This window comes from Acinetobacter sp. ANC 5414 (genome assembly GCF_013004295.1).
Taxonomy (GTDB): Bacteria; Pseudomonadota; Gammaproteobacteria; order Pseudomonadales; family Moraxellaceae; genus Acinetobacter.
Genome location: NZ_JABERM010000001.1, coordinates 228104 through 253053, shown reverse-complemented (window position 1 = coordinate 253053; position 24950 = coordinate 228104). Strand labels below are relative to the sequence as shown.

27 protein-coding genes, 4 tRNA genes and 2 pseudogenes are annotated in these 24950 nt (G+C 40.6%); 20 read left to right on the top strand and 13 right to left on the bottom strand.

Going from position 1 to position 24950, the window contains the following annotated elements; genetic code table 11:
- Position 1: 1 nt before the first annotated feature.
- The 5 genes from ssb to HLH18_RS01265 all read left to right on the top strand — a co-directional run bounded on the left by ssb (position 2) and on the right by HLH18_RS01265 (position 5261).
- On the top strand, positions 2-595 hold the full coding sequence (gene ssb / locus HLH18_RS01285) for a single-stranded DNA-binding protein (RefSeq protein ID WP_171545505.1): 594 nt from the start codon (positions 2-4) through the stop codon (positions 593-595).
- 215 nt (positions 596-810) lie between these two features.
- Positions 811-1374 carry an alkyl hydroperoxide reductase subunit C gene (gene ahpC / locus HLH18_RS01280; protein ID WP_171545504.1) on the top strand — a complete coding sequence of 188 codons (564 nt, stop codon included), beginning with the start codon at positions 811-813 and terminating at the stop codon, positions 1372-1374.
- 441 nt (positions 1375-1815) lie between these two features.
- On the top strand, positions 1816-2703 hold the full coding sequence (locus HLH18_RS01275) for a pirin family protein (RefSeq protein WP_171545503.1): 888 nt from the start codon (positions 1816-1818) through the stop codon (positions 2701-2703).
- Positions 2704-3131: 428 nt separating this feature from the next.
- Positions 3132-4430 (top strand): FAD-dependent oxidoreductase, encoded by a 1299-nt coding sequence (locus tag HLH18_RS01270; RefSeq protein WP_214647221.1) that lies wholly within the window; start codon positions 3132-3134, stop codon positions 4428-4430.
- A gap of 3 nt (positions 4431-4433) precedes the next feature.
- Positions 4434-5261, top strand: a complete 828-nt coding sequence (locus tag HLH18_RS01265; protein ID WP_171545502.1) for an SAM-dependent methyltransferase — start codon at positions 4434-4436, stop codon at positions 5259-5261.
- A gap of 85 nt (positions 5262-5346) precedes the next feature.
- Here HLH18_RS01265 and HLH18_RS01260 read toward each other — a convergent pair.
- From HLH18_RS01260 to HLH18_RS01250, 3 genes are all read right to left on the bottom strand, one after another.
- A tRNA-Thr gene (locus HLH18_RS01260) sits at positions 5347-5422 on the bottom strand.
- 137 nt (positions 5423-5559) lie between these two features.
- A complete protein-coding gene (locus HLH18_RS01255; RefSeq protein WP_131290763.1) occupies positions 5560-5787 on the bottom strand; it encodes a hypothetical protein in 228 nt (75 codons plus the stop codon).
- A 284-nt stretch (positions 5788-6071) separates the two neighbouring features.
- Positions 6072-6161, bottom strand: a tRNA-Ser gene (locus HLH18_RS01250).
- Positions 6162-6283: 122 nt separating this feature from the next.
- Between HLH18_RS01250 and HLH18_RS01245 the strand changes: the two genes are divergently transcribed.
- Positions 6284-8164 (top strand): potassium transporter Kup, encoded by a 1881-nt coding sequence (locus HLH18_RS01245; RefSeq protein ID WP_171545501.1) that lies wholly within the window; start codon positions 6284-6286, stop codon positions 8162-8164.
- 89 nt (positions 8165-8253) lie between these two features.
- On the opposite strand, the gene HLH18_RS01240 is transcribed toward HLH18_RS01245, so the two are convergent.
- Complete coding sequence (locus HLH18_RS01240; RefSeq protein WP_171545500.1) at positions 8254-8817, bottom strand: prolipoprotein diacylglyceryl transferase; 564 nt, start codon at positions 8815-8817, stop codon at positions 8254-8256.
- A 254-nt stretch (positions 8818-9071) separates the two neighbouring features.
- Here HLH18_RS01240 and HLH18_RS01235 point away from each other — a divergent pair, with 254 nt between their 5' ends.
- Both HLH18_RS01235 and HLH18_RS01230 read left to right on the top strand, forming a co-directional pair.
- A complete protein-coding gene (locus HLH18_RS01235; protein ID WP_171545603.1) occupies positions 9072-10190 on the top strand; it encodes a DNA/RNA non-specific endonuclease in 1119 nt (372 codons plus the stop codon).
- A gap of 69 nt (positions 10191-10259) precedes the next feature.
- Entirely contained in the window at positions 10260-10505 is a 246-nt protein-coding gene (locus tag HLH18_RS01230; protein WP_067725561.1) for a hypothetical protein, read from the top strand.
- Between the two features lie 76 nt (positions 10506-10581).
- Here the strand turns inward: HLH18_RS01230 and HLH18_RS01225 are convergent.
- Together HLH18_RS01225 and HLH18_RS01220 are read right to left on the bottom strand one after the other, a co-directional pair.
- Positions 10582-10731, bottom strand: a pseudogene (locus tag HLH18_RS01225) (aquaporin); the annotation flags it as partial.
- Between the two features lie 65 nt (positions 10732-10796).
- A complete protein-coding gene (locus tag HLH18_RS01220) occupies positions 10797-11798 on the bottom strand; it encodes an AraC family transcriptional regulator (RefSeq protein WP_171545499.1) in 1002 nt (333 codons plus the stop codon).
- Between the two features lie 103 nt (positions 11799-11901).
- Between HLH18_RS01220 and HLH18_RS01215 the strand changes: the two genes are divergently transcribed.
- Positions 11902-12513 (top strand): sterol desaturase family protein, encoded by a 612-nt coding sequence (locus HLH18_RS01215; RefSeq protein ID WP_171545498.1) that lies wholly within the window; start codon positions 11902-11904, stop codon positions 12511-12513.
- Between the two features lie 362 nt (positions 12514-12875).
- Here HLH18_RS01215 and hisF read toward each other — a convergent pair whose 3' ends face one another.
- Positions 12876-13634 carry an imidazole glycerol phosphate synthase subunit HisF gene (gene hisF / locus HLH18_RS01210; protein ID WP_171528235.1) on the bottom strand — a complete coding sequence of 253 codons (759 nt, stop codon included), beginning with the start codon at positions 13632-13634 and terminating at the stop codon, positions 12876-12878.
- Positions 13635-13747: 113 nt separating this feature from the next.
- On the opposite strand from hisF, the gene HLH18_RS01205 reads away from it, so the two are divergent.
- Genes HLH18_RS01205 through HLH18_RS01195 form a run of 3 tightly spaced genes read left to right on the top strand, consistent with a single transcriptional unit; the run spans position 13748 to position 15760 of the window.
- Positions 13748-14698, top strand: coding sequence for a homoserine kinase (locus tag HLH18_RS01205; RefSeq protein WP_171545497.1), 951 nt, complete (start codon positions 13748-13750; stop codon positions 14696-14698).
- Between the two features lie 15 nt (positions 14699-14713).
- Positions 14714-15337, top strand: a complete 624-nt coding sequence (locus HLH18_RS01200; RefSeq protein ID WP_171545496.1) for a DUF1294 domain-containing protein — start codon at positions 14714-14716, stop codon at positions 15335-15337.
- A 30-nt stretch (positions 15338-15367) separates the two neighbouring features.
- Positions 15368-15760 carry a DUF4870 family protein gene (locus HLH18_RS01195; RefSeq protein ID WP_171545495.1) on the top strand — a complete coding sequence of 131 codons (393 nt, stop codon included), beginning with the start codon at positions 15368-15370 and terminating at the stop codon, positions 15758-15760.
- A gap of 175 nt (positions 15761-15935) precedes the next feature.
- Here the strand turns inward: HLH18_RS01195 and HLH18_RS01190 are convergent.
- The 5 genes and pseudogenes from HLH18_RS01190 to hisB form a co-directional block, all read right to left on the bottom strand.
- Positions 15936-16837: pseudogene (locus tag HLH18_RS01190) on the bottom strand (DMT family transporter).
- An 80-nt stretch (positions 16838-16917) separates the two neighbouring features.
- On the bottom strand, positions 16918-17649 hold the full coding sequence (gene hisA / locus HLH18_RS01185; protein ID WP_171528240.1) for a 1-(5-phosphoribosyl)-5-[(5-phosphoribosylamino)methylideneamino]imidazole-4-carboxamide isomerase: 732 nt from the start codon (positions 17647-17649) through the stop codon (positions 16918-16920).
- A gap of 67 nt (positions 17650-17716) precedes the next feature.
- Positions 17717-18394, bottom strand: a complete 678-nt coding sequence (locus HLH18_RS01180; protein ID WP_171545494.1) for a 3'-5' exonuclease — start codon at positions 18392-18394, stop codon at positions 17717-17719.
- 107 nt (positions 18395-18501) lie between these two features.
- Positions 18502-19119, bottom strand: coding sequence for an imidazole glycerol phosphate synthase subunit HisH (hisH, locus tag HLH18_RS01175; protein ID WP_171545493.1), 618 nt, complete (start codon positions 19117-19119; stop codon positions 18502-18504).
- A complete protein-coding gene (gene hisB / locus HLH18_RS01170) occupies positions 19119-19712 on the bottom strand; it encodes an imidazoleglycerol-phosphate dehydratase HisB (RefSeq protein WP_171545492.1) in 594 nt (197 codons plus the stop codon). The genes hisH and hisB overlap by 1 nt, the downstream gene beginning before the upstream one ends.
- A gap of 95 nt (positions 19713-19807) precedes the next feature.
- On the opposite strand from hisB, the gene HLH18_RS01165 reads away from it, so the two are divergent.
- The 7 genes from HLH18_RS01165 (at position 19808) to HLH18_RS01135 (ending at position 23489) form a co-directional block, all read left to right on the top strand.
- On the top strand, positions 19808-20185 hold the full coding sequence (locus HLH18_RS01165; RefSeq protein ID WP_131290718.1) for an acetyl-CoA sensor PanZ family protein: 378 nt from the start codon (positions 19808-19810) through the stop codon (positions 20183-20185).
- Positions 20186-20382: 197 nt separating this feature from the next.
- A tRNA-Phe gene (locus HLH18_RS01160) sits at positions 20383-20458 on the top strand.
- Positions 20459-20593: 135 nt separating this feature from the next.
- Positions 20594-20669: transfer RNA gene (locus HLH18_RS01155), tRNA-Phe, on the top strand.
- A 267-nt stretch (positions 20670-20936) separates the two neighbouring features.
- Positions 20937-21509: a hypothetical protein gene (locus tag HLH18_RS01150; protein WP_171545491.1), complete on the top strand. Its 573-nt coding sequence runs from the start codon at positions 20937-20939 to the stop codon at positions 21507-21509.
- Between the two features lie 81 nt (positions 21510-21590).
- Positions 21591-21893 (top strand): hypothetical protein, encoded by a 303-nt coding sequence (locus HLH18_RS01145; RefSeq protein WP_171545490.1) that lies wholly within the window; start codon positions 21591-21593, stop codon positions 21891-21893.
- Between the two features lie 60 nt (positions 21894-21953).
- Positions 21954-22688, top strand: a complete 735-nt coding sequence (locus HLH18_RS01140; protein WP_171545489.1) for a class I SAM-dependent methyltransferase — start codon at positions 21954-21956, stop codon at positions 22686-22688.
- A gap of 270 nt (positions 22689-22958) precedes the next feature.
- On the top strand, positions 22959-23489 hold the full coding sequence (locus HLH18_RS01135) for a hypothetical protein (protein WP_250852346.1): 531 nt from the start codon (positions 22959-22961) through the stop codon (positions 23487-23489).
- 96 nt (positions 23490-23585) lie between these two features.
- Here the strand turns inward: HLH18_RS01135 and HLH18_RS01130 are convergent, their stop codons facing one another.
- Positions 23586-24140, bottom strand: a complete 555-nt coding sequence (locus HLH18_RS01130; protein WP_171545488.1) for a hypothetical protein — start codon at positions 24138-24140, stop codon at positions 23586-23588.
- A gap of 426 nt (positions 24141-24566) precedes the next feature.
- Here HLH18_RS01130 and HLH18_RS01125 point away from each other — a divergent pair, with 426 nt between their 5' ends.
- On the top strand, positions 24567-24839 hold the full coding sequence (locus tag HLH18_RS01125; RefSeq protein WP_171545487.1) for a hypothetical protein: 273 nt from the start codon (positions 24567-24569) through the stop codon (positions 24837-24839).
- The last annotated feature ends 111 nt before the right edge of the window (positions 24840-24950 follow it).

Here is a 24950-nt window from a genome sequence, read left to right as displayed (position 1 = left end):
GATGCGTGGTGTTAATAAAGTAATTTTAGTCGGAACTTTAGGTAAAGATCCTGAAACCAAAACTTTTCCGAATGGTGGTTCTCTTACTCAGTTTTCAATTGCAACCAGCGATTCGTGGACTGATAAAAATACCGGTGAGCGTAAAGAACAAACTGAATGGCATCGTATTGTGTTGCATAACCGCTTAGGCGAAATTGCACAGCAATATCTACGCAAGGGTTCAAAAGTTTATATCGAAGGTTCATTGCGTACGCGTCAGTGGACAGACCAAAGCGGTCAGGAACGCTACACCACAGAAATTCGTGGTGAACAAATGCAAATGTTGGATAGCAACCGTCAGCAAGGTGAACAAGCTGCGGGTGGTGACAACGCGGGTTATAACCAACCACGTTTCAACAACAATCAAGGCGGCGGTTATAACAACAATAATAATAACCAAGGTGGTTATGGCAATCAAGGTGGTGGTTTTAATAACAACCAACAAGGCGGTTATGCCAACAATAACCCGTCTGCTTTCCAGCCGAAAGCACCGCAATCTGCACCTGCTGCGCCTGTCGCTGCACCTGCTGATTTAGATGATGATCTACCGTTCTAACTGAATTAAAACGGCAAATCGTCATCCAAAACCCTTTGTAACAACAAAGGGTTTTTTATTGTCAAAACCAATCACTTTTACAAAATGAACAGGAATTAATAATCGTGTAATTCGATTGTTTTTATAAAAAAGTACGGTTTTACCTATTCTGGAAACTTTCGTATTCTAGCTTCACAAGATAAGCAATCCCAGAAATCAGCTAGAGGAAATATCTCATGAGTTTAATCAATACTGAAGTAAAACCATTCAACGCAACAGCTTATAAAAATGGTGAATTCATTCAAGTGTCCGAAAAAGACATGATCGGTAAATGGTCAGTGGTGTTCTTCTATCCTGCAGACTTCACTTTTGTTTGTCCAACAGAACTCGGTGATTTGGCAGATAACTATGCTGAATTCCAAAAAATGGGCGTTGAGATTTATTCAGTATCGACTGATACTCATTTTACCCACAAAGCTTGGCATGACAGTTCTGACGAAATCAAAAAAATCCAATATCCAATGATTGGCGACCCAACTTGGACTTTGGCGAAAAACTTTGAAGTTCTGATTGAGTCTGAAGGTTTAGCAGATCGCGGTACTTTTGTGATTGACCCTGAAGGCAAAATCCAGATTATCGAAATCAATGCTGGTGGTATTGGTCGTGATGCACAAGAGCTTCTACGTAAAGTTAAAGCAGTGCAATATGTACATGCACACCCAGGTGAAGTTTGCCCGGCAAAATGGAAAGAAGGCGATGCCACACTTGCACCTTCAATCGATTTGATTGGTAAAATTTAATCTCAAGTTAAAATACTCTCCCCAAAAATCTAGGACTTAGCTCCTGGATTTTTTATAGCTTGAATTTAATAAATAAAGCTGGGTTACTAGGCTATTTGCCGCTCAATTTTTTGGTCTTCATCTTTAATGAATGATTTCTGCATGACTTTATTTTTTAGAGGGGGGTTACTAACTGCTTAAAGTAACTCAGACTTTTTTAAAGTAATACAACTTCAATGGCACTTCGCTCAACAGGATTAGTCTGAATGGAATGAATAGCTGGTTTTACGATTGGAAAAAGGTGATCCGGATTAAAAGCCATTTATGCGGATTTCTATCATTTTAAAATAGTCAGCAGATTATCCTATGCTTGGGACGCTCTATATTGCTCATGCGCTAGGCTAGCTACTTTAAAAGTTTTAAGATAAATCCATATTATTTCCTAGTGATAGGAGCTTTGAAATGAAAAAAATTATTGGCGTTTACCGTAACCAAAACATGCATTGGGTGGGTGATGGATTTCCGGTTAAAAACCTGTTTTCTTACGATCGTTTAGGGCAGGCGATTAGTCCATTTTTACTCTTGGATTATGCAGCACCGTATCATTTTAGTCCGACCACACAGCAGCATGGCGTCGGTTCACATCCGCATCGTGGTTTTGAAACGGTGACGCTGGCCTATCAAGGTGGGGTTACTCACAAAGATTCAGCAGGCGGTGGCGGTCAGATTAAAACTGGCGATGTGCAGTGGATGACGGCGGGGGCAGGTTTGGTGCATGAAGAGTTTCACTCTGAAGAATTCGCTAAGAATGGAGGCTTGTTTGAAATGGTGCAGCTTTGGGTGAATTTACCTGCGGCAGAGAAAATGACTGCACCTAAATATCAGGCCATTGAAGCACAAGATATTCCGGTCATTGAGCTTGAAAAGGGTGCAGGACATCTGCGGGTGATTGCAGGTCGCTATATAGACGAGCATGCAGAGCATTCAGGTCCTGCCTCTACTTATAGCCCTGTAAATGTATGGGATGGTGAGTTGAAAGCAGAACATGTGCATCATATTCATGTACCTGTCGACCACAATGTACTGGTTGTGGTGCTATCCGGTGAAATGCAGTTGAATGGAACGCAGCATGTTCAAGACAGTTCAATTGTCCTGTTTGCTCAAGATGGTGAAGCCGATATTCAGCTGCAAGCGATTAAAGACAGCAAATTCCTGATGCTCACGGGTCAACCTTTGAATGAGCCCATTCAAGGCTATGGTCCATTTGTGATGAATACCAAAGATGAAATCGTGCAAGCCTTCAATGATTTTAACAATGGCAAGTTCGGTGAGATCCCGGTTGCCAGTTAATTTTGGCCATTCATTGCTCATTCAAGAAATAAAGAAGCCCCTAAAATATTTAGGGGCTTTTTGCGAAATAAATTTTGTTGTTTTTACAGCATTTGCATAGTTATAGGGGGTTAATAGTGGATCTGATAGTCAAATTATTATGTGATGCATCATAGTGGTATTTTATGCTTTTGTAAAACGATCGTTATAATGTTGGTTAATATATCTGTTCTTTTTTAAAGGGTTTTTGAGGTTTATTTGGATAAATTTTAATAATTTATTGTTTTTATTTTAGATTTTTTCTATGTAAATAAATGTAAAAGTTTTTCGGATCTTCATCATGATGACTTTTGTTAAAAAAACATATTCTGGAAGATTTTAATACCGCCTTTTAATCTCGTTTGGTTCATAATTTCAATAATCTTATGTGTAACTGACGGATAATAATTTTGGATATTGCAGTTATTGGTAGTGGCATGGCTGGGCTAGCTGCCGCCAGAATTCTTAAAGATGCAGGGCATAGTATAACTATTTTTGAAGCCTTGCCTGGACGTGGTATGGATAGCCATAGCATTGAATTTGAAGGCGGTTTAATTGATGCGCCCTTGCGTGTGATGAATCCTCATTTGTGGAAAAACACCCTCAGTTTGGCGACTTATTTGGGTATCCCCACTTTCCCGGTGCGTACCTATATGGCATGCAGCTGGTTGTTTGAAGACCGTACTGAAACATGGCTGACCACCACGCGTAGTCGTATTGGTAACTTTCCGATTATTAACAACCGTAAAGGGCTTCAACAATACGGTTGGCGCTTGGTCAAAGGCATGCTGCAACTGAAAGCGGCCATCACTCGATTCTTCAAATCAAAGAATCAAGATATTACCTTGGCTGAATTTATAAATAATAATGATATTGAAGAAGTATTCTGGCATGGCGCAGTGATGCCGGTACTCTATACCATTTGTACCTGTAACCCGAAAACCATTGGCGAATGGCCGGCAAAACCTTTATTGACGTTCTTGCGTCAATTGACCGATGGCGATGCTTTGCTGCGTCTTCAGGGTGGCACACCGGCGTTGGTAGACAAGCTGATTGAAGGCATTGAAATTCATAATAGCTCTGCCATTACCCAGGTCAAAGAACAAGAAAATGGTGTTTTAGTTGAAAATGCGTTAGGTGAGCAACGCATTTTTGACCGTGTCATTGTGGCGACACCGACCAATAAAATTGAAACCTTTTTAAATAATGAACAATTTTCAGATGATATTGAGCTGTTAAAGAAATTCAAATTTGAACAGGGTCAATTGGTGATTCACACCGATCAAACCGTGATGCCACCCAAGCGTAAAGACTGGGCGGTACTCAGTTATATGATGGATCGTAAATTTACCCGTCAACAGTTCACGGTATGGTTGAATTCGGTTGAGCCAAGTCTGGTCGGTAAAAATCCGGTATTCCAGACCTGGCAGCCGGTGACTGAAATTGATCCTAAAAAAATCATTTCCAGCGTTACCTTAACTCGTGCTGTGGTGGACTCACAAACAGTGGCTTTAAATAAAGAGCTGCAACAACGCCATAAAGATCTAAACCGTAAAGTGTTCTATTGTGGTTCTTGGTCTTGCGATGGTTTGCCACTTTTAGAATCGGCAGTGACTTCAGCAATTCATATTGCGGAAATTCTTAATGCCCCATTGCCGTTTATGGGATTAAAACCTAAAGTTGAGGTTGCCCCACAACTCGGCTACTAATACATGAAATGGCTTCAAACGATTCAGCAGCAGTTTTCACAACATAAGTATGCGATTAACGCAAAACAGTTAGGGGACGATGCTGAACTCGCTTGGAGTAATTTGGGCTATTGGGATGATGCAACGTCATCCTATCCCGACGCTTGTCGTCAATTGGCAGATCAGTTGGCGCAAGCAGTCCATTTAACTTCAAATGACAGATTGCTCGATTTAGGCTGTGGGCAGGGCGCAAGTCTGCTTCATTGGCAGCAGCAATATCATGTTCAACACATTGAAGCTGTGGAATTACAATCCAGTTGTGTGATTCAAATTCAAAAACATCTTCCTCAACTTGCTGCGATTCACCCACACTCTTTTTTAAATTTAAAACAGATTCAGTTCAAATCTGGCTTTGATGTGGTGCTCTGTATCGACGCTGCCTATCACTCAAATTTGAATTCATTTCTAGATTCAGTCGGGAGTGTTTTAAATTCAAAGGGCAGACTGGGCTTTCATTATCTAATGTTGTCTGATCAATGGCTGGATTTAAATTCATTCCAAAAGAAAAAGTATCAGTGGTTGTTAAAAGCAGCGGATGTGAATTTAAATAATTTAATGACGGAATCAGTCCTGAAACAAACTTTGCAGAGCTATGATTTTGAAGAGATTGAAATCTTTGATTTATCTGAAGAAGTCTTACAGGGTTTTGCAAAATATTTTCACAAATTGCAGCAATTATCCCAACAGACTACAGATTTAGATGCATTTAAAATTCGCATGACAGCAAAATTATGTGCCAAGCTTTATGCAGATGGTTGGGTCAAGTATGTGCAAATCAGCGCGAAAAAATAATAAGCACTGATATTTTAGATAGTCTTTGAAAAGCCAAAGCCCAGAAACAACAAAGCCTCACTAAAAAGCGAGGCTAAGTATAAAATGGTGCCGGCACACGGATTCGAACTGTGGACCTACTGATTACAAGTCAGTTGCTCTACCAACTGAGCTATGCCGGCAACGTGGGATGAATAATAGCGAATTTTGTTAAAAACGCAAGCCAAAAAATGAGCGATTGAATTGCATTCATATTTTTTGATATTTTGAAAAATCAAAAAATGTATCGACGTAAAACAATCTTTCAATTTTAGCAGTGTTATTTATTCCTTAAAATTTGATATAAATCTTCAGCACATTCTTCTAATGTTAATGCCATGTCGATTTGCATTTGTGGCTTAAGTTCATCTGCGAGCTTTCTCCATTGTTCAATTAAACGTATGGCTTTCTGAACCTTATGTTTATTAATATCTTTGGCAATGGTTGGGGTATAGCCCCCACGTTTCGCATTCTTGATCTGTTTTACATAATTATGGCTGGTATTCATGCTTACTCCCGAATAGAAGTTTTTTATATGTTGAATATGCTTTTATGATTTGATTGAAGGTGCTGTAATACGATTATTATCAGCAGAATATTGCAGCTTGATGATAATTTTTTTAATTGTTGTTTTTATCGTTGCTTGATTCGAAATTTTAAATAAGAAGATTAAAAAATTATTTATAGTCATGCATAAAAATTTTGAAAATAAATGCACCGAGTAGGGTTTTAAGCGATTTTATAAGCAATAAAAAAGACCTAAATCGTTCGATTTAGGTCTTTTTTAAATTCTGGCGGTGAGAGAGGGATTCGAACCCTCGATACGCGCAAACGTATACACACTTTCCAGGCGTGCTCCTTAAGCCACTCGGACACCTCACCATTGCGCCGCGATGATAACCAAAAAAATCAACTCTGCCAAGTTGAAACAATTGATTTAAAGCAAAAGTTTTTTCTCGGTGATATGATGGCGAAAAAATTGTGTCTACAAACGAAGACAAAATATGCAAAGTACTGCAAAGAAAGCCGCCTTACCTGTGATTACCCTCGCAGCACTTGGGGTTGTATTCGGAGACATTGGTACCAGTCCATTGTATGCCCTTCGGCAATGTTTCCTCACCGCCCATCTCGCTATCACTGAAGCCTCCGTGCTTGGAATTTTATCGCTGATCTTTTGGTGCATGATGCTGACGATTAGTTTCAAATACGTCACCCTCATTATGCGTGCAGACAATAATGGTGAAGGCGGGATTATGTCGTTATTGGCATTGAACCTGCGGACCTCACGTATTGCCGAGAACAAAAAGATTTATCTGATTGCTTTAGGCTTTATTGGTGCATCGCTGTTCTTTGGCGATGGCATCATTACCCCGGCAATTTCTGTCTTGTCAGCCATTGAAGGCTTGAGTATCGCGACACCGATGTTTAACCAATGGTTAATGCCTTTAGCGATTGGTATTTTGGCTGGATTATTTCTCGTACAACGGCATGGTACGGCGACCATGGGGAAATATTTTGGCCCCTTAACCATGGCTTGGTTTTTATCTATTGGTGCACTAGGTATGTGGAGTATTATCCAAACGCCATTTGTATTGACCATGGTGAGCCCGCATTGGGCCTTTAACTTTATTGTCCATCAGCCGTATGTGGCTTTCCTGACCATGGGTGCAGTGATTCTGACCATAACCGGGGGCGAAGCCTTATATGCAGATATGGGACATTTTGGTCGCTTACCGATACGCCTCGCTTGGTTCATCATTGTTTTACCTTGTCTGCTGTTTAACTATGCAGGACAGGGAGCACTGTTGCTCCGTAACCCCGATGCAATTGCCAATCCATTCTATATGCTGGTTCCGGATTGGGCTTTATTTCCCATGATTGGTCTAGCAACTGCTGCGGCAGTTATTGCATCACAAGCGGTCATTACTGGCGTGTTCTCAATGACCAATCAGGCGATTCAACTGCGCTATTTGCCGCGCTTAACCGTGCATCACACTTCGGATGTTGAACAAGGTCAAATCTATTTGCCGTTCATCAATTGGGTGTTATTCATTTCGGTGATTATCCTGATTTTATTGTTTGAAAATAGTGCCAACCTAGCCAGTGCTTATGGGGTTGCCGTGACCATGACCATGCTCTGCGGAACCATTCTGATTTCATTTCTGGCCTATGGTTTTTGGCGTTGGCCAGTGTGGAAAGTTTTGTTATTTGCCGTACCTTTCTTGCTGATTGATTTTGTTTTTGTGGCATCAACTTCATTAAAAATTATTGCCGGTGGTTGGGTACCAATTGTGATTGGTGCAGTGGTTTATACCATTTTGATGACCTGGAAAGCAGGACGAGAAATTGTACTTGCGCGTTTGGAAAGAGATGCATTGCCGATCGATCTGTTTATCAAAAGTATTGGCATGAGTGCAGAAACACACTTTGTTCCCGGTGCTGCAGTATTCCTGACCGGTACGCCAAATATTGTGCCACATGCCATGTTGCACAATATTAAGCACAATAAAGTACTGCATGAGTTGAATATTATGGTGACGGTCATCACCCGTGATATTCCTTATGTGGCAGAAGAAGAGCGTAATAAAGTCGAGAAACTGGATGATCGTTTCTATCGTATTTCAGTGTATTACGGTTTTAAAGATCAGCCCAATATTCCAGAGGCACTGGAACAGGCATATCAACAGTTAGGTTTTGACTTCGACATGATGCAAATGAGCTTCTTTATTTCACGTGATCGACTGATTCATACAGTTGGAGATGGCTTATCTCCGTGGCGTGAAAAACTGTTTATTTCCATGCAACGCAATACCAGTCCAGTCAGCGATTTTTATCAAATCCCACCCAATCGCGTGGTCGAGCTGGGCAGTCAAATCGAAATTTAACGGCCAGAAATGATAGACAATAAAAAACCAAGGTGGAAAATCCTTGGTTTTTTATTTGGAGGATGAAAGCCCTGAAAACGAGAGAGTGATTAGTTCTCTGTTTGTTCTGCAGCCGGAGCTTCTGGAGAGGCATTCACTGGCGCATCTGTAACATCAGCTTCAGGTGCTGCTTGTACCACATCATTTGGTTGTGCAGTTTCAGGTGCAGCCGCAAAAGCTTCATTGTTCATACCTGTTTCTGCAGTATTCACCGGTACCGCCGCCATATTTTCATTGGCATCATTCACTGGCACTTGTGCAGCTGCAGTGCTTTGAACTTCTGTCTCAGACGTTGCTTGGGCTGGCTCAGCGGTTTGTTTTGCTGTTGTATTTATATCGGCAGCTTGTGATGCATCTGTAGCTAAATGGGTTTGTACTTGTGTCTCAGATCCAGCTTGAGTCGGTTCAGCAGCGATTTGGCTTGCATCGACAATACGGATTTGACCACTTGTCACTAAATCTTGAATCGAACCTGCTTGACCATTCACGCTAGTCGTCATTTTAACTTTAGATAAACTTTCTAAAGAATCGCCAGGTTGAATTGCGGGTTCTGCGAATGCAGTTGCACTCATTAGTCCTGTAATGAGACTTAAACTTAACAGCTTCGAATGCATAAAATACTCCGTAGAAATAATAATTCCGAATCTTGCGTATTTTTACCTTGTCATAATGAGGATCGGTTTTTCAATCAAACATACGTAAAGCCATTAAGAGTCTTTATAAAAGCTTTAGAAAATGAGACATACTGTTACAACAACTGTGCTTTTGTTAACCATGTTTTGCTTAAATGTTAAACAAATAACTTTCGCTACATATACTTCATTTTCCCTGCTTGTTAAGCTCATGGAAAATGAGTGTTTATCTAGAAATGGCAATTAAGAAACGTAAAACCAGTAAATCTTGGGTTCAACTTTTAAATCAAAATAGTTTAAAAATTATTTTAGGTTTGGTCGCGACCAGTAGTTTTGCGATTGCGTTTGGACAAGAAAAAATCCAGCAATTTGTTTCATTGCCATCTTCATCAAATTCGGCTTGTCTAGATCAATTTTATCGTGATATTCCACCTTATTTAACAAAAGAAAGTCTCAATAAAAATACTTATCCACTGTGTTTTAATGGTTTCAATGTAATGTATTCAGGGGTGTCTAAAACGCCTTTGTGGGTTGCAGAAGCTTTGACTCCACAACGCTTAAGTCAAAAAATTCCACGTGAAGATAGCTTTCATGAAGAAACCAAACTCAAAGTGGAACATCAGGCGACATTAGCGGATTATAAAGCGTCAGGTTATGACCGCGGACATATGGCACCGAATGCAGACATGCCCACCAAAGCTGCGCAATATGACAGTTTTTCTCTCGCCAATATGGTGCCGCAAGCGCCTAAAAATAATCAGCAGGTCTGGCGTGAGTTAGAGGAAGCTACGCGGGCGATTGTGACCAAGCAGAAGCAGGAAGTTTATGTGGTCACAGGGCCAGTATATTCTGCGAAAAAACTCAAAACGATTGGTAAGGGTGTCATTGTTCCAACAGCGACCTACAAAGCCATATATATGCCAAAAACAGGGGCTGCAGGTGTGTACTATGCCGACAATACCCTGAAAGATACTGCACCAAAAGTGCATGTGATCAGTATCTGTGCATTGGAAGATCTCACTGGGATTAATATTTTTCCTCAGTTAACAGAAGACCAAAAGCGCAATACTTACAATTTGCCATTAAAGGCAAGTGCGGTCAAAGCGACGCAGAAAATTGCCTATTCACATTGGGACGCAGAAAGCCAGTGTGCCGAAGAAGTCAGTGCAGATGCGCTCAGCACTTTGCAGAAACAGTTTAAATCTTCCTCGCTAAGCTCGTCTGCAACCGCTACCACTACACCAGTGGGTGAGAACAAGAATGTGGCACCAACGATGGATTCAAATACTCAAGATTCAATTGTTAAACAATTGATTGAAGGACTTTTACAGTACATTTTACAGTTGTTGAAATAAGCCTTTTTTAGGTAGGATGAGGGAAATCATCCTACCTTTTAAATAACAACAAAGATCAGTGAGAATACAATGTTCAAGCCTTTTGTAAATGGTACCGAATCGCATGCTATTCACGACCTCACTTTAGAAAACCAAGAAGATTGTGTCAGTATTTATGGCAATTTGCAGTTGACTAAAGATCAGGCTGGCTTACAAGCTGCCAAGGCTTTACAGGCATTTTTAAATGATGTGGTCAGTGCCTTAGAGAACGAACCCAATTTGCCGGAGAAAATTGATCGTCAAGATGAACAGGAAATTGAAAATCCATTTTTATAAATAGCTATAAAAACAAAATGTTCCACATGGAACATAAAAAAGCTCACCTGATGTGAGCTTTTTTATGGGTGATATTTTACTCTTTTTTCGAGGCCACTACTTTATAAATGAGCGCGCCAACAATGGCACCAAAAATCGGAGCTACCCAGAATAGCCAAAGCTGAATTAACACAGCTGTTTCCGCAAAGAAGGCAACGCCGGTACTCCGTGCTGGATTAACCGAAGTAATTGAACATTTCTCAATCCCAACAGGATGAAGAGACATGACACTAGTATGACCGGGATTAGATTTTAGCAATATTGTTGTTGTCTCCATTGTTGTGGTGTAGAGCCAGTCCACTGTTTAAAGGCGCGTTGGAAAGCACTTTGTTCAGAATAACTCAGCAATAAAGCAATGTCTTGCAGGCTTAAATGCGGATCTTTTAAATATTGTTCTGCTAGCAGATGTCGAACTTCTTGCATGCGCTGTTGATAGCTTGTGCCTTGTTGTTGTAAATGGCGTTGTAGCTGGCGTACCGACATGTTTAATTGCTGGGCAATGGGTTCGATTTGATACAGGTTTTTTTGTAAGCCGGTTAAAATTGCCTGTTGTAGACGTTGATCCAGTTGGGTGGAATTGGGAAGCTTGTCCAACAGCGCTTGAGCTTGCTGCATCAGCAGATGTTGCAGGGTTTGGTCACCTTGCTGAAAAGGTCTGGCAAGCTCGTAAACAGGCACAACAATTTGTGCAACCGGTTGTGAAAAGCGAACTTTACAACGGAAATATTGCTCATATAGCGCGATATTTTTCGGTGCCGGATGAACAAAATGAACTTCATGCAGATGAATATCATCAAATTCCATGAAGTGTTTCACAAACTGAAACAGCAAGGCGATCGAAATTTCATGGGTGAGTTGGGTGGTCATATGAAAGGGAATATCCCCCCAACCAATGGTTAAATAGTCACCCCGCATATTGACATGTAAAGCACTGCCATCGTAAATCAAGCGGTGAAAATCATGATAACGTTGTAACACTTCCCCTAAGGTATTACAGGACAGCGCAATATAAGCAAGGATACCGAGATGTTTGGGTTGTACAAATTCGGCAATATCCAAGCCCAGTGCAGGCACTTGAATATGCTGTTGCATATCCGTCAGTAAGTCACGCCAAACACAGAAGTCAAAACGTTCCAAGTTTTGAATTTGTTCCAGTTTTTTAGAAATAGTTATGCCTTTAGCCTGGCTATAGGCATAAAGTAAATGTCCAAGTCCCCCGTAAACGGAGCCTGTGTAATCCTTGAGTTGTTGCATATTGATCTTTTTATTGTCGTAATTTGTCAATGAAATTTTATTTTAGGGTCAATATTTAGCACAGTTCATTGTCTATATTCAATACAATTGAAGGAGAACTGATATGTGGAAAGGTTTTTTGGTTGGATTGGTGGTGGCCAATGGCTTTGAATGGATTGCACATAAATATATTCTGCATGGTACGCATCGTACTGGAAAGCCGCGTTATAGCCCTGTGCCAGAGAGTATGAAATCGCATTGGGAGCATCATCGTGAAGTACGAAAAACGGCATTTCATGACCATGGCTATGTCGAAGGCATTTCAAACTGGCGCACTAAAAATGAAATCGTTTCTCTGGCAGTAGTGGCGACGAGCACCAGTTTAATGTTTTATCCTGTCTCGAAAGGCATGGCTTTGGCTGCAGTCTATAGTGCCTGTAATTATTATTATATTCATCGCCGTGCCCATTTAGAGCCAGACTGGGCAATGAAAAAAATTCCCTGGCATTATGATCATCATATGAATGCTAATCAGGATGCCAACTGGTGTGTGACCAAACCTTGGTTTGACTATCTGCTCGGAACCCGGGTGATTTCATCGAAAGATTTGCAAGAACAGAATCCGCTGGGCATCGCATTACCTCAATCTATTTCAAAGGTATTGAATTTTGTGGCAGAGACTTACTTTCCGGCAAAATGGGTAGAAAAAGTGCTTCCATTATCGGTTGAGAAGTAAAGGATTTAGCATTTATGATTTTTAATTTTAGTGAGTTTAAACATCTTTTTATTTTAAATGGACGATCAATACTCACTTTTTAAAGTCATGTCGTAAATTGTCAATATTTTTGGCATTGATGGTCAATATTCCACTGCTTTTTTATTCTATATTTGCCACATCGTTAAGTTGTAAGCAAACTTGACCTAGTCAGTGTATATATCTTTTGTTTTACCTTGCAAGAAACCACGCGCTCTAGTTTTCTTGGTTTATAGGGAGTCTCTAAGACTCCTTTTTTTTATCTCAAATTTTATTCTGGCTTTATTAAAATAAAAAAAGGGTGTTATTAAAACACCCTTTTAAAGCTTGATCACATCAAAAAATTAAAGACGCATTTCAATGCCTTGTGCTGCTAAATATTGTTTTGCTTCTGGAATGGTGTATTGACCAAAGTGGAAAATAGACGCTGCCAAAACTGCATCTGCTCCGCCGAGTAAAATCCCATCCGCTAAATGTTGTAAACAGCCGACACCACCCGAAGCAATGGTCGGAATGTTTACGCGATCATTGATTTGGCGCATTAACTTGAGGTCGTAACCCGATTTGGTGCCATCCGCATCCATAGAGGTAATCAGTAGTTCACCTGCACCATATTCAGCCATTTTCACAGCCCATTCAATGGCATCAATACCGGTAGGTTTACGACCACCATGAGTGAAAATTTCCCATTTATTTTCACCGGTTTTTTTCGCATCAATGGCGACCACAATACATTGTGCCCCAAAGCGTTGCGATGCTTCTTGTACAAATTCCGGATTAAATACCGCAGCCGAATTAATGCTGACTTTATCTGCACCCGCATTGAGTAATGAGCGAATATCCTCAACTTTACGCACACCGCCACCCACGGTTAAGGGAACGAATACACTTTCTGCCATACGTTCAACAGTACGGTAAGTGGTGTCACGACCGCTCGAGGTTGCAGTAATGTCTAAGAAGGTAATTTCATCGGCACCTTGTTCGTTATAGCGACGTGCAACTTCAACCGGGTCGCCTGCATCACGAATATCAAGGAATTGCACACCTTTCACCACTCGACCATTATCTACGTCAAGGCAAGGAATAATACGTTTAGCAAGCATAATTTTTTCCAAAAATAACAGCCGATTATGAAACTTCGCCACGAAGGTGCTACACCTTGGTAGTTGGAGAATGTATTCTATCAAAATTATGTAAGTTTTTTTGCAGGTTTTCTATGTCGGTTTATACCACTTTGACTTTACAGGAAGTTCAGGCTTTTGCAGCACCTTATGGATTAGAGGTGATTGACCTGATTCCCATTCAAGGAGGTATTCAGAATACAAACTATTTTTTAGTTTGTAAAAATGCTACGCAGTATGTGCTGACTATATTTGAAGAGATGGATGAGCAAGGCGCAGGGGAATTGGTTCCAGTACTTGAGCATTTAGGCAAATATGGTTTAGCAGTACCCGTGCCGTTAAATTATGCGGGTAAAGCCATTCATACGCTTAAAAATAAGCCTGCTCAAATTGCACCACGCATGATCGGTCAACACCCGATGCCATCGACTGTGGAACAAGCACAAGCGATTGCCATTGCCCAGGCGAAAATGCATATCGCATTACAAGATTTTCCTTTAGAACGTGCAGAATATCGTAATCATGATTATTGGTTACAAGTCGCTAAAGAATTAAAACCGACTTTAAATCCTGCGGATGCTATTTTGTTGAGTGAAGTTCTGGGTCTGTATGAGGCTTTAACTGCGGTCTATCCCAACCGTCCTAAAGGTTTTATTCATTCAGACTTATTCCGTGATAATACCTTGTTTGAAGGTAACGAATTAAAAGGTATTCTGGATTTTTACGAACTGAATAAAGATGAGTTTCTGTTTGATATCGCCATTACTTTAAATGACTTCTGTACCGAGTATCCAGACGTATATTTAAACGAAGTTAAGGCACAAGCTTTCTTGGAAGCGTATGAAACCGTACGTCCATTAACAACTGATGAAAAAGCCTGTTTAGAGATATATTTGGCTATGGCAGCAGCTCGGTTTTGGCTGATGCGTTTACAAGTTGCACAAAAAAATGCACAACAGGGACGTACTGGAGATGATATTTTGCAGAAAAATCCACAAGAGATGCGTAATATGCTGGTAGAGAGACTAAAATTTGTGACTGCTTAAAAATAGGAAATAAAAATGCGCGATCAGGGGCGATTAGTCGAATGGTTTGATGAGAAAGGCTATGGTTTTATTCAACCGAATGATGCCTCGAAAGATCGCGTGTTTTTACACATTAAGGATTTTGCTCGTCAAGGTCCACGTCCTATTATTGGTTGTGCACTTGAATACACGGTATTGTTGGATGGAGAAGGGCGTTTTCGTGCGCAACAGGTGATGTATCTCAAAGCATCTCAAACACAAAAAATATTGCCCAAACCGAAAAATGTAAATGTACAACAACAAAAATTAAAACCCATGCAAATCGCCTGTGTGGGTTATATTTTGGCTTTGGCTGTTTTCACCCTATTGGGAATGTTGAGTGGAATGGTGTTGCTGTTTATCAGCATCATTAATGCCCTGACTTACTGGATGTATGCCCAAGATAAAGAGGAAGCTCTGCTGGGCAATCGCCGTGTACCTGAGCAAACCTTACATATTTTATCCTTTCTTGGGGGCTGGCCTACAGCATGGCTGGCACAGGAAAAAATGCGCCATAAAACACAAAAACAACCGTTTAGAAAAATTTATTTTTGTACTATAGCCTTAAACATTCTTTTGATTTTATGGCTGATTTCTCCTTTAAATGTCATTAAATTTTAAAAGAGAATGCTTACTTTAAAAGGTATAACAATGAATTATTCTATAGATCAAGATTCCAATCGTACCCTGACTTTAATTCTTTATGTCCTTTATATTATTGCTATTTTTACCGGTGGCTTACTGGCGGTTATTGCATTAATCATTAACTATGTCAAACGCAGCGATGTACGCGGCTCTATTTTTGAAAGCCATTTTATCTGGCAAATTCGGACCTTCTGGTGGTATTTATTCTGGAATATTATTGCTTTTATTCCGTTCTTTTTCTTGTTTTTTACGGGTGAAAATACCGATCTTTTCGCGGGTGTGGCACTTATTGCAACCACGTTCTGTCTAAGTGTTATTGGGATTTCCTGGATCTGGATTGTCTATCGTGCCATCAAAGGCATTATTCGATTGAATGATAATAAGCCAATGTATCAATAACAATATTTGATCATAAAGAGGCAGCGTAAAGCTGCTTTTTTTATAAATAACATTGTTTTAAAAATGGGTAGCTTACTTCTTACTTGCAGAACATTGTTTTTTATCGCCTAATTTAGTTTGTTCCCTCTCCTATGGGAGAGGGCTAGGGTGAGGGTAATAGAGAGCAATTAAATTTTTAAGGATTCACTTCTTTATTTTTCTTTAAAAACTTCGGTTTCCATTCACTCACAATCACACCTAGCACCACCAATACCCCACCTAAAATGGCAAGTATAGCTAAACGTTCACCTGCGATACGTCCATCAATGCTGCCCAAACCGGTTCACCTGAATAAATGATTGCCGCTTGTGAAGGAGCAACTTCGCGTTGTGCCCAGTTCATCACCAGTTGAATGGCTGCACTGGCTAAGCCCAGTCCACAGAGAATCATAATAAGTGGCCAAGAAAATGATGGATTCCACGTTTCACCGGCCACAGGCATCATGCAAAAAGCAAAAAGAGAAGCAAAACCGAGCTGAATCACCGTCACACGGCGAACATTGACTTTACCCGCAAAGAAACTAATCAGAATAATTTCAAGGGCGATGGCGATTGAACCGAGAATGGTAATGATCTGCCCAAAGTTCAGCTGGATTTGACCAAAGCCATTGCCGGTTAAAAATACTAAACCGAGAAAGGCTAAACCTGCACCGCACCAAGTCATGATTTGTGGCGTTTTACGAAACAACAGCCATAATAAAATCGGCACTAGAGGCACATATAATGCAGTTAAAAAAGCCGATTCACTGCTACTGATGGTTTTCAATCCAATCGTCTGCGTACCATAGCCAATGGCAATCACCAAGCCAATCAACGCACCTGCAGCAATTTCTTTCAGATTTATACCGCTTAAATCTTTCCAGGAAAAAAGACAGACAAATAACATCGCTGCAGCAAAACGACAGCCGACAAAAAACATCGGGCTGGCAAAATTTAAACTGTATTGCACAGTGAGGAATGACCCACCCCAAATCATGGTAATCAAAATTAAGGCAAGTTGCGGGGCTTTGGTTTTAAACCAGGAAGGAGCATTTGACATATTTACACGAGGGAGAAATTCATTTGAGAATCTAAAAAATAAAAAAGAGGTCCGAAGACCTCTTTAGGAGGAATCAAATCTTAAATAGATTGGTCATCCCAAAGTGATTGTGCTTCACGAAGGTTTAGTGTGCCTTCGTAAATTGCACGACCGGTAATCGCCCCTAAAATGCCCGGTTGGCCTTTTAAGTTGCGAACGTCGTCAAGATTGGTTACACCGCCAGAGGCAATGACTGGCAAACCTGAATAAGTCGCTAGGTTCACAGTCTGTTCGATGTTTACCCCTTGCATCATGCCGTCACGGGCGATGTCGGTATAAACAATGCTCGATACACCTGCATCTGCGAAGCGTTTTGCAAGGTCAGTCGCTTTTATATCAGTGACATTTGCCCAGCCATCCGTTGCCACCATGCCATTCATGGCATCGATACCGACAATGATGTGACCGGCAAATTTCTTGCATGCTTCTTCAACAAACTCAGGATTTTGAACTGCTTTAGTCCCGATAATGACGAAAGATACACCTGCATCCAAGTAATGTTCGATGGTTTCAAACGAGCGAATACCACCCCCAATTTGAATTGGAAGGTCAGGTTGAGCTTTAGCAATCGCTTCAACCACAGGTTTATGGATTGGCGTTCCGGCAAAAGCACCGTTTAAATCAACCAAATGTAAGCGGCGCGCGCCTTCATTTACCCAATGCTGTGCAGTTGCAACTGGATCGTCTGAAAATACGGTATCGTCTTCCATACGGCCTTGTTTTAAACGGACACATTTGCCATCTTTCAGGTCAATTGCAGGGATGATCAGCATGCTTTCGCTCCTTGCCTAATCTCGTTAAATTCGTTGTGTGCCATCTTAGCAAAGTATTGCTAAATCTCTAAGCCTCAGTTTCAGCTTTTATTTTATTCGGGCGAATGCGTAATTTTAATGAACTGTTGGGAATATGTTTAGGAAGTAAGCCCAAAGCAAGTAATTTTTCAAAGATTAGTACCGGTGCATAAGCATCGGCAGCCGCGTATTGAATTTGATGGGGGGTCAGTATTTTGCGTGCCCAGTTGGAGGTACTGATTTTTTTACTTTTAGGAAAATTCACCTGAAATAAAAGCGCCATGGCATTTTTCAGCCCCATGGGATTGGGGAAACCAAAGGCGGAGAAGCATTTAGACAGTTCAATCACGCTATTCAGCTCAATGCCTTTTTTACGAAACAGATGTGCATCATTTTTTAAACCGAAGCCGACTTTAACTTGATCCCGATTTTCAAAAACAGGTTTTAGAAATTCTAGAATTTGTGGGCTAATCTGAAATAAATAAGCGCTATCGTGATTGGCCAATTGAATCAGATGCGGTCCTGTTGATACTTCACCGACTTTAAAGGTGGGTTTGGATTCAGTATCAAAACCAAGTAATGCACAGCTTTTCAGCTCTTGTTCAAGGGCAAGACATTGTTCAATGCTGTGAATCACATGAATCTGCTGCAAGGGAAGATTCTGAAATAAAGGCAATTCCTGAATTTGTTCTTTGCTCGGTAAGGTTTGAAGCAGTGGTACTTCCATAATTATCAATAGAGGGGGGATTATGATTCAGCTTAATCGCTTTTCCGAGTTTAGGCAAAATAAAAGCCCACCGAAGTGAGCTTTGTTTAAAACTGGTTGGAAGAGCTTTAGATATCCCATTCCACAAAGTTTTTCAGCAATTGTAAACCAGCAGTATGGCTTTTTTCTGGATGGAACTGAGTAGCAAACAGGTTGTCTTTATGCAGCGCCGTGCAGAACTTTAAACCGTAATCACAAGTTGCAGCGACCAGAGCAGCATCTTTCGGTTCAACATAGAAACTATGCACGAAGTAGAAGCGCGCATCCTGTTCAATGTCTTTCCACATTGGATGACTTGGGTCGACCTGATGTACCTGGTTCCAGCCCATATGGGGAACTTTTAAACCCGCCATCTCTGGAAAATGTTTCACTTCACCTTCAAAAATGCCCAGCGCATCGGTACCGCCATTTTCTTCAGAGTGCTGCATCAAAGCTTGCATGCCGACACAAATTGCAAGAACAGGCTTGTTGAATACGGCATTGCGTACCACTTCATCAATACCTGCTTCATGCATGCCTTGCATGCAGTCACGCATGGCACCTACACCTGGAAATACGATTTTATCGGCTTGGGCAATCAGTTTGGGATCATTGGTCACATCTACAGTTGCACCCACATGTTCCAGGGCTTTGGCTGCAGAGTGTAAATTTCCCATGCCATAGTCAAGAAGGGCAATACGGGTCATTACAAAGTACCTTTGGTTGAAGCAACAGTATTTTCTGCACGTGGATCGACTTCACAGGCCATACGCAAAGCGCGTGCAAATGCTTTAAACACGCTTTCGATTTGGTGATGGCTGTTTTTACCTTTCAGGTTGTCAATGTGCAGCGTCATTAATGCATGATTTACAAAGCCTTGAAAAAATTCAGAGAATAAATCCACATCAAAACGACCAATCATCGAACGTGTAAATGGAATATCCATAAACAAGCCCGGACGACCGGATAAATCGACCACGACACGACTTAAAGACTCATCCAGTGGTGCATAAAAATGACCATAGCGTTTTAAGCCTTTTTTGTCGCCAAGTGCTTGCGCAAATGCTTGTCCGAGTGTGATCCCGCAGTCTTCTACTGTATGATGATCATCGATATCCAGGTCACCATCACAGTGAATATCGATATCGAATAAGCCGTGTCGCTTGATTTGATCAATCATATGATCTAAAAATGGAACACCTGTGTTGAGGGTGCCTTGACCCGTACCATCAAGATTCACCCGAACTCGAATTTTGGTTTCGTTAGTGTTTCTTACCACTTCACTGATACGTTGCGTCATAGACACGTTCCTCAAAAAACGTCAAAAATGATGATGTAAAAATTTTTCGCGATGACGAAATCATCGCATATTAGATTGCTCAGGAGGGTTAATCAATGCCTATTACCGTACATGCTTATACTTCACTAGAAAATGACGAAGTGCGCAGCCAGCTTGAGCGACTGTATGACACCAGCCCGGAATTTGGAGATGGGCAGGATGCCATTGAACAACTAGAGCAAAACTTGGCTCAGTATACCTTAGTTTACACAGCAGAATTTAATACTAAGTTGATTGGGGCGATTTGGTGTACCGGACAAGGGGAAAGTAGAGTTTTGGAAAATATTGTAGTGCATCCGGCTAACCGTGGACGCGGGGTTGCAGAACGACTGGTGAGCGAAGTCTGCCGACTGGAAGAAGAAAAAGGCGTTAAAGTTTTTGAACCGGGATGTGGGGCAATTCATCGTTGCTTAGCGCATTTAGAAAAAATTTAAGCTTGAATACCTTATAAAAAAGCAGCCATTGCGCTGTTTTTTTATGCCTGAAAATAGTACTGGGTTAAATAATAAATTGAGTTTTAAATAAAAAATAAGCAAATAACTTGAGATTTGCTGTAAAAATAAACACTTGTTTAAAAAAGCATAAAACCTGCTTGACTGAAAAACACTTAAACTGTTTAATACGCGACATCGGCGTGATAGCTCAGTAGGTAGAGCAACGGATTGAAAATCCGTGTGTCCCCAGTTCGATCCTGGGTCTCGCCACCATATTCAAAATCTATTTCAAGATTTCAATCCCTGATCCGATCAGGGATTTTTTTTGGGTAAAAAATATTCGATCAAATAAAAATGTGATGAATTATATTGACTATTGATGCCAGATACGGCTTAATACACCGCATCGGCGTGATAGCTCAGTAGGTAGAGCAACGGATTGAAAATCCGTGTGTCCCCAGTTCGATCCTGGGTCTCGCCACCATATTTGAAAAAACCTCAAACAATGTTTGAGGTTTTTTTTTGTCTAGCTGTTGGCTATGGGCATTTATAATTGCATGCAAAGTGCAGTAAAACACCGAGAAAAATTGCATATCAAGAATAGATTTGGGCTGAAAGACCGTTCATCCGAGTCAAGGTGAGCCACAATGGAATTTCATGTAGGCTGTAATGTATACAATTACAGTGAAAAATATTTTTCTTGCATGATGTGAAACTGGATTGTCTTGAAATTACGTTGCGAGTCAAGTTTATGAATCTTATAAAAATTTCTGCTTTAATGCTGATATTAGGTTGTACTTGGAGCATGATGGCCCACGCTGATGACATTGTGATCTTGCCAACACTAAAAGTATTGGCTGAGCCAGAATTACGTAAAGAAACAGGGATTGTGCCATATCAGAATGAGGAAAAAAATCTCCGTGCATTACAGCATCAAGTCATTCGTAATTCACGTGAAGCACAAAACTTTATGATCGACAGCCATATGATTGCCAATCTTGACATTCAGCCCTTAGAACCACAACCAGACCTGAATTCGTTATCCCCCTTACTACAACAGTATGTATTGAGTATTGCTCAGGGTTTACAGTCGAGTGATCCTACACAAGGCTTGTATATTATGTTGCAACCCTTTGGTATAGACCGTAGCAACAGTATGCGACATATCGAACGTGGTAATGTGCAGATCGACAGTAGCAACAGTATGCAACATATTGACCGTGGTATGCATATACAGATCGACCTGAACAATGTCAGCATTGGTACGCTTGAACAGTCTATTAATAATTTTTCTGTACCTGATGTTATGACACCGAAAAAGTAACAATTTTTCTTGCTTTACATCTCTACAGATTGAGCTTTATTTCTTAATAGAATCAAAGTAATAACAATTCGATAATAAAAAATGAAAAGAATGGTGCTCCCCGTATTCACTTTTTTATCGGTGTTACTCACGGCTTGTAGTGGTGGCGGCGGAGATCACTTCAACTCTTCTTTTGAGCAAACTTTTACCTTCGGTTCACAAACCTATGTTTGTCGCAGTGAAAAAGCGGCCAATGCTTGTGGCGGTGCGAGTCAGGACTGTTCAGCATGTGAATTACAGTCATCATCTTCACCTGTGATTACTCAAGTATGTGCTCAGCCAGTCGCAAATACGCATAGAGTAACAACTGATGGCTGCGTGTTAAGATTTACCAATGATACCTAAACCAGTTTTAAAATTGATCAGGTGATTGATTGAATTAAGGAATATTTTGAGAATCATTCAATGAAAGACCTGTTTTCCAATCAGAGTCTTCGCTATAAACAAGCCCGCCCAAATTATTCCATCCAAATTGTGAAAGAAATTTTAAAGCATGTTACAGGACGGGCGTTTGCATGGGACTGTGGAGCAGGGTCTGGACAATTCACCCAATTATTAGCCCCGTATTTCGATTATGTGATCGCAACTGATATCAGTGAAGCACAGTTGCAGCAAGCGCCTTATTTTGAAAATGTCAGCTATCAGGTGCAGGCGGCCGAGCAGACCAGTATTCCTGCACAATCTATTGATCTGGTTACCGTGGCACAAGCCATTCACTGGTTTGACTTTGATGCATTTTATACAGAAGTCAAATGGGTGCTTAAACCGCAAAGTGTATTTGCTGCCATTGATTATGGCCTGATTGAGGTGCAGGATGCTGTGATTAACAGTTTGGTTCAACAACTGTACTTTGACACTTTAAACGACTATTGGGACAGTGAGCACCATTATATTAATGAGTTGTATCAAACCATTCCATTTCCTTTTCATGAGCAGGCTGTACCAGAGATGCATTTGCAATATCAATGGTCACCACAGCAGCTGCTCAGCTATTTAAAAACATGGTCAGCGCTCAAGCATTATCAAGATAGAAATGCTCATGATCCGCTTCAACTCATTTCAAACGCTTTACAAGCTGTGCCTGAAAATTTAGATGTAACATTTCCTGTATTTTTACGCGTTGGAATGCGAGAAAAATAACGATTGTGGTAGAGGTTTTATATCGGCAGGACAGCATAAGCAGGAGGAGATAAAAATCTGATTTATAGAAACATGATCCAGCGTACAGCTTTTTTATAACAGCAGGTCTGATGTTTTTTAAGATGGGAAATGAGATGGTTTTTTAACGAAAGTTAGAATGTCCCGCAAGACCACTGGTCAGGGGCAACTGGCTGAAAGGCGCATACGCTATACAATTACAGGTGTCGACGGTTGTTTGTTTACTTCAATTCATTGTTGAGTAGAACTACCATGAAGCTCCTAAAAAATTTGTCCTGCGCAATTGTAGCGATTGCCGGAAGTTTTTCCATTTCCTCTACTTTTGCCGATATGGCGAATGCCCCTGGATTAAGTCCCTTAGCAGAATCTGAGTTAAGAGCTGAAACCACACGCCTAATTCAATATAAAGAAGATCCTCAAGAAATGAGAGCTTTGCAGCATCGCATTATGCAGATCCAGAGGGATACTCAAAACTTTGTTGTTGATCCTACTATTGTAGCGACGATAGATCTTGTGCCTGATGGACCAATGCCAGATATCAACAGCTTGCCACTGGCATTGCAGCAATATGTTTTGGCCATTGCACAAGGTTTGCAATCAGCTGATCCAAGAGAAGGCTTGTATATTATACTCGCGAATTTTGGTATAGACCGTAACGCAACCAATGTGCAAATTGCTCGAGAGCAACTTTCATTGGGTGTTTTGGAAAATACTTCGCTAAATGAAGCAATCAGAGAGTTGCAACAACAGCGAAGAACGATACCGAATAATGGCATTCGCTAGTTAGGCAGTATTCAGATACAAATATTTTTCCTTATCACTAAAAAAGGATGCTCATCAATAGCATCCTTTTTTACGGCTAAAATGCGTTATCGCAGATTAAGCAGCAGATTTTTTAAACCAAGAGAAGAATGATTTTTTCTCAGCTTTTACTTCAGTTTTAACAGCATCCGCTTTTTCAGCAGTCGCTTCTTTAACTTCAGCAGTTTTTTCAACAGTCGCGTCTTTTGCTTCAATCGCTTGAGCAACAATTGCATCTTTCACTTCGGCAGCTTTTTCTACTGAAGCATCTTTTGCTTCAGTTGCTTTAGCAACAGTCACGTCTTTAGTCGCAACAGTTTTAGCTGCAACTGCATTTTTAGCCGCTACGGTTTTAGTCACAGTTACATCTTTTACGTTAACCGCTTTAGCGACTGCTGCATTTTTTGCAGCAACTATTTTTTCTGCAGCAATTTCTGTTTTAACTTGAGCTTTTTCTTTTGTTATTGCGGCTGCAGCTTTAACAGTGCTGGCGGTGTGAATGGTATCTGCTTTTACTTGTGCTTTTGCAGCAGCAACTTTAGCCGCTGGAGTTGCTTCTACAGTGGTCGCAGCCATAGCAGATGTAGTCGCTGCAACCAAAGCGATAGCCAGAGTAGTTTTAATCGTATTCATGATGATTACTCAATTGTGAGAATAAAGAGAAATTTTGTACTTTTTATATTAACGCTTGAGATACTGATCTTTTTAAAGTGAAGGACTTAATGAGGTTTGGTTGTGTGAATATTCAACTAAATTTACAGAGTGATAACAGGATGTTGCAGAGTGGTTACATATGTTTGAGTTTGTAGTCCCATCCAGGTTTGATGGAATAGCAATGGATATTCTTGATGATGCTCATGATTTAATTTTTTATTATTGATGTTGAATGGGTTGCAAGCTTTGGTTTTTGTCCAGAAAAGCCATTATGTAGTTGAAGAAACGCATTTCATTCTTTTAAACATGACAGTTTTGCAATAGTGCTGTCATCTGCTGTTCAAATTTTATTGCTAGATTAAAACGGTCGCAAAAATCACAACATAAAATCTAGGCAGGTGAGTCATGAAAACCATACATGTTTTTGATGATATTCAGCATGTGTATAGTGAGTTTGTTGCTAATAAAAACTATCCAAAACTAGAAAGCTTAAACAACAGGGGTAAAAATCGTTTTTTCTTTAATCAATACTTTGAAATGATTGAAGGCTGGCATCATACCGAGCAGATTGTGATTCAGTTTAATCGACAGTATTACAGTTTGGACACCGGTAGCGCCCCCGACTTTATGGACAAAGAAAAATATATGGAATGGTTGCGCGAAGAACTGTTGCAGTAAAAATGTTTTTATCTAACTTTTTAAAGTCCCCTCAAAAAACTGTCCGTACCGGGCAGTTTTTTGCTTTTGATCGGGCATGGGTTCTGCAAAATGGAATGTAAGCAGCTTATT

Coding starts and splice junctions, on each gene's coding strand:
- ssb (WP_171545505.1), top strand. CDS start 2: ATGCGTGGTGTTAATAAAGTAATTTTAGTCGGAACTTTAGGTAAAGAT.
- ahpC (WP_171545504.1), top strand. CDS start 811: ATGAGTTTAATCAATACTGAAGTAAAACCATTCAACGCAACAGCTTAT.
- HLH18_RS01275 (WP_171545503.1), top strand. CDS start 1,816: ATGAAAAAAATTATTGGCGTTTACCGTAACCAAAACATGCATTGGGTG.
- HLH18_RS01265 (WP_171545502.1), top strand. CDS start 4,434: ATGAAATGGCTTCAAACGATTCAGCAGCAGTTTTCACAACATAAGTAT.
- HLH18_RS01255 (WP_131290763.1), bottom strand. CDS start 5,787: ATGAATACCAGCCATAATTATGTAAAACAGATCAAGAATGCGAAACGT.
- HLH18_RS01245 (WP_171545501.1), top strand. CDS start 6,284: ATGCAAAGTACTGCAAAGAAAGCCGCCTTACCTGTGATTACCCTCGCA.
- HLH18_RS01240 (WP_171545500.1), bottom strand. CDS start 8,817: ATGCATTCGAAGCTGTTAAGTTTAAGTCTCATTACAGGACTAATGAGT.
- HLH18_RS01235 (WP_171545603.1), top strand. CDS start 9,072: ATGGCAATTAAGAAACGTAAAACCAGTAAATCTTGGGTTCAACTTTTA.
- HLH18_RS01230 (WP_067725561.1), top strand. CDS start 10,260: ATGTTCAAGCCTTTTGTAAATGGTACCGAATCGCATGCTATTCACGAC.
- HLH18_RS01220 (WP_171545499.1), bottom strand. CDS start 11,798: ATGCAACAACTCAAGGATTACACAGGCTCCGTTTACGGGGGACTTGGA.
- HLH18_RS01215 (WP_171545498.1), top strand. CDS start 11,902: ATGTGGAAAGGTTTTTTGGTTGGATTGGTGGTGGCCAATGGCTTTGAA.
- hisF (WP_171528235.1), bottom strand. CDS start 13,634: ATGCTTGCTAAACGTATTATTCCTTGCCTTGACGTAGATAATGGTCGA.
- HLH18_RS01205 (WP_171545497.1), top strand. CDS start 13,748: ATGTCGGTTTATACCACTTTGACTTTACAGGAAGTTCAGGCTTTTGCA.
- HLH18_RS01200 (WP_171545496.1), top strand. CDS start 14,714: ATGCGCGATCAGGGGCGATTAGTCGAATGGTTTGATGAGAAAGGCTAT.
- HLH18_RS01195 (WP_171545495.1), top strand. CDS start 15,368: ATGAATTATTCTATAGATCAAGATTCCAATCGTACCCTGACTTTAATT.
- hisA (WP_171528240.1), bottom strand. CDS start 17,649: ATGCTGATCATCCCTGCAATTGACCTGAAAGATGGCAAATGTGTCCGT.
- HLH18_RS01180 (WP_171545494.1), bottom strand. CDS start 18,394: ATGGAAGTACCACTGCTTCAAACCTTACCGAGCAAAGAACAAATTCAG.
- hisH (WP_171545493.1), bottom strand. CDS start 19,119: ATGACCCGTATTGCCCTTCTTGACTATGGCATGGGAAATTTACACTCT.
- hisB (WP_171545492.1), bottom strand. CDS start 19,712: ATGACGCAACGTATCAGTGAAGTGGTAAGAAACACTAACGAAACCAAA.
- HLH18_RS01165 (WP_131290718.1), top strand. CDS start 19,808: ATGCCTATTACCGTACATGCTTATACTTCACTAGAAAATGACGAAGTG.
- HLH18_RS01150 (WP_171545491.1), top strand. CDS start 20,937: ATGAATCTTATAAAAATTTCTGCTTTAATGCTGATATTAGGTTGTACT.
- HLH18_RS01145 (WP_171545490.1), top strand. CDS start 21,591: ATGAAAAGAATGGTGCTCCCCGTATTCACTTTTTTATCGGTGTTACTC.
- HLH18_RS01140 (WP_171545489.1), top strand. CDS start 21,954: ATGAAAGACCTGTTTTCCAATCAGAGTCTTCGCTATAAACAAGCCCGC.
- HLH18_RS01135 (WP_250852346.1), top strand. CDS start 22,959: ATGAAGCTCCTAAAAAATTTGTCCTGCGCAATTGTAGCGATTGCCGGA.
- HLH18_RS01130 (WP_171545488.1), bottom strand. CDS start 24,140: ATGAATACGATTAAAACTACTCTGGCTATCGCTTTGGTTGCAGCGACT.
- HLH18_RS01125 (WP_171545487.1), top strand. CDS start 24,567: ATGAAAACCATACATGTTTTTGATGATATTCAGCATGTGTATAGTGAG.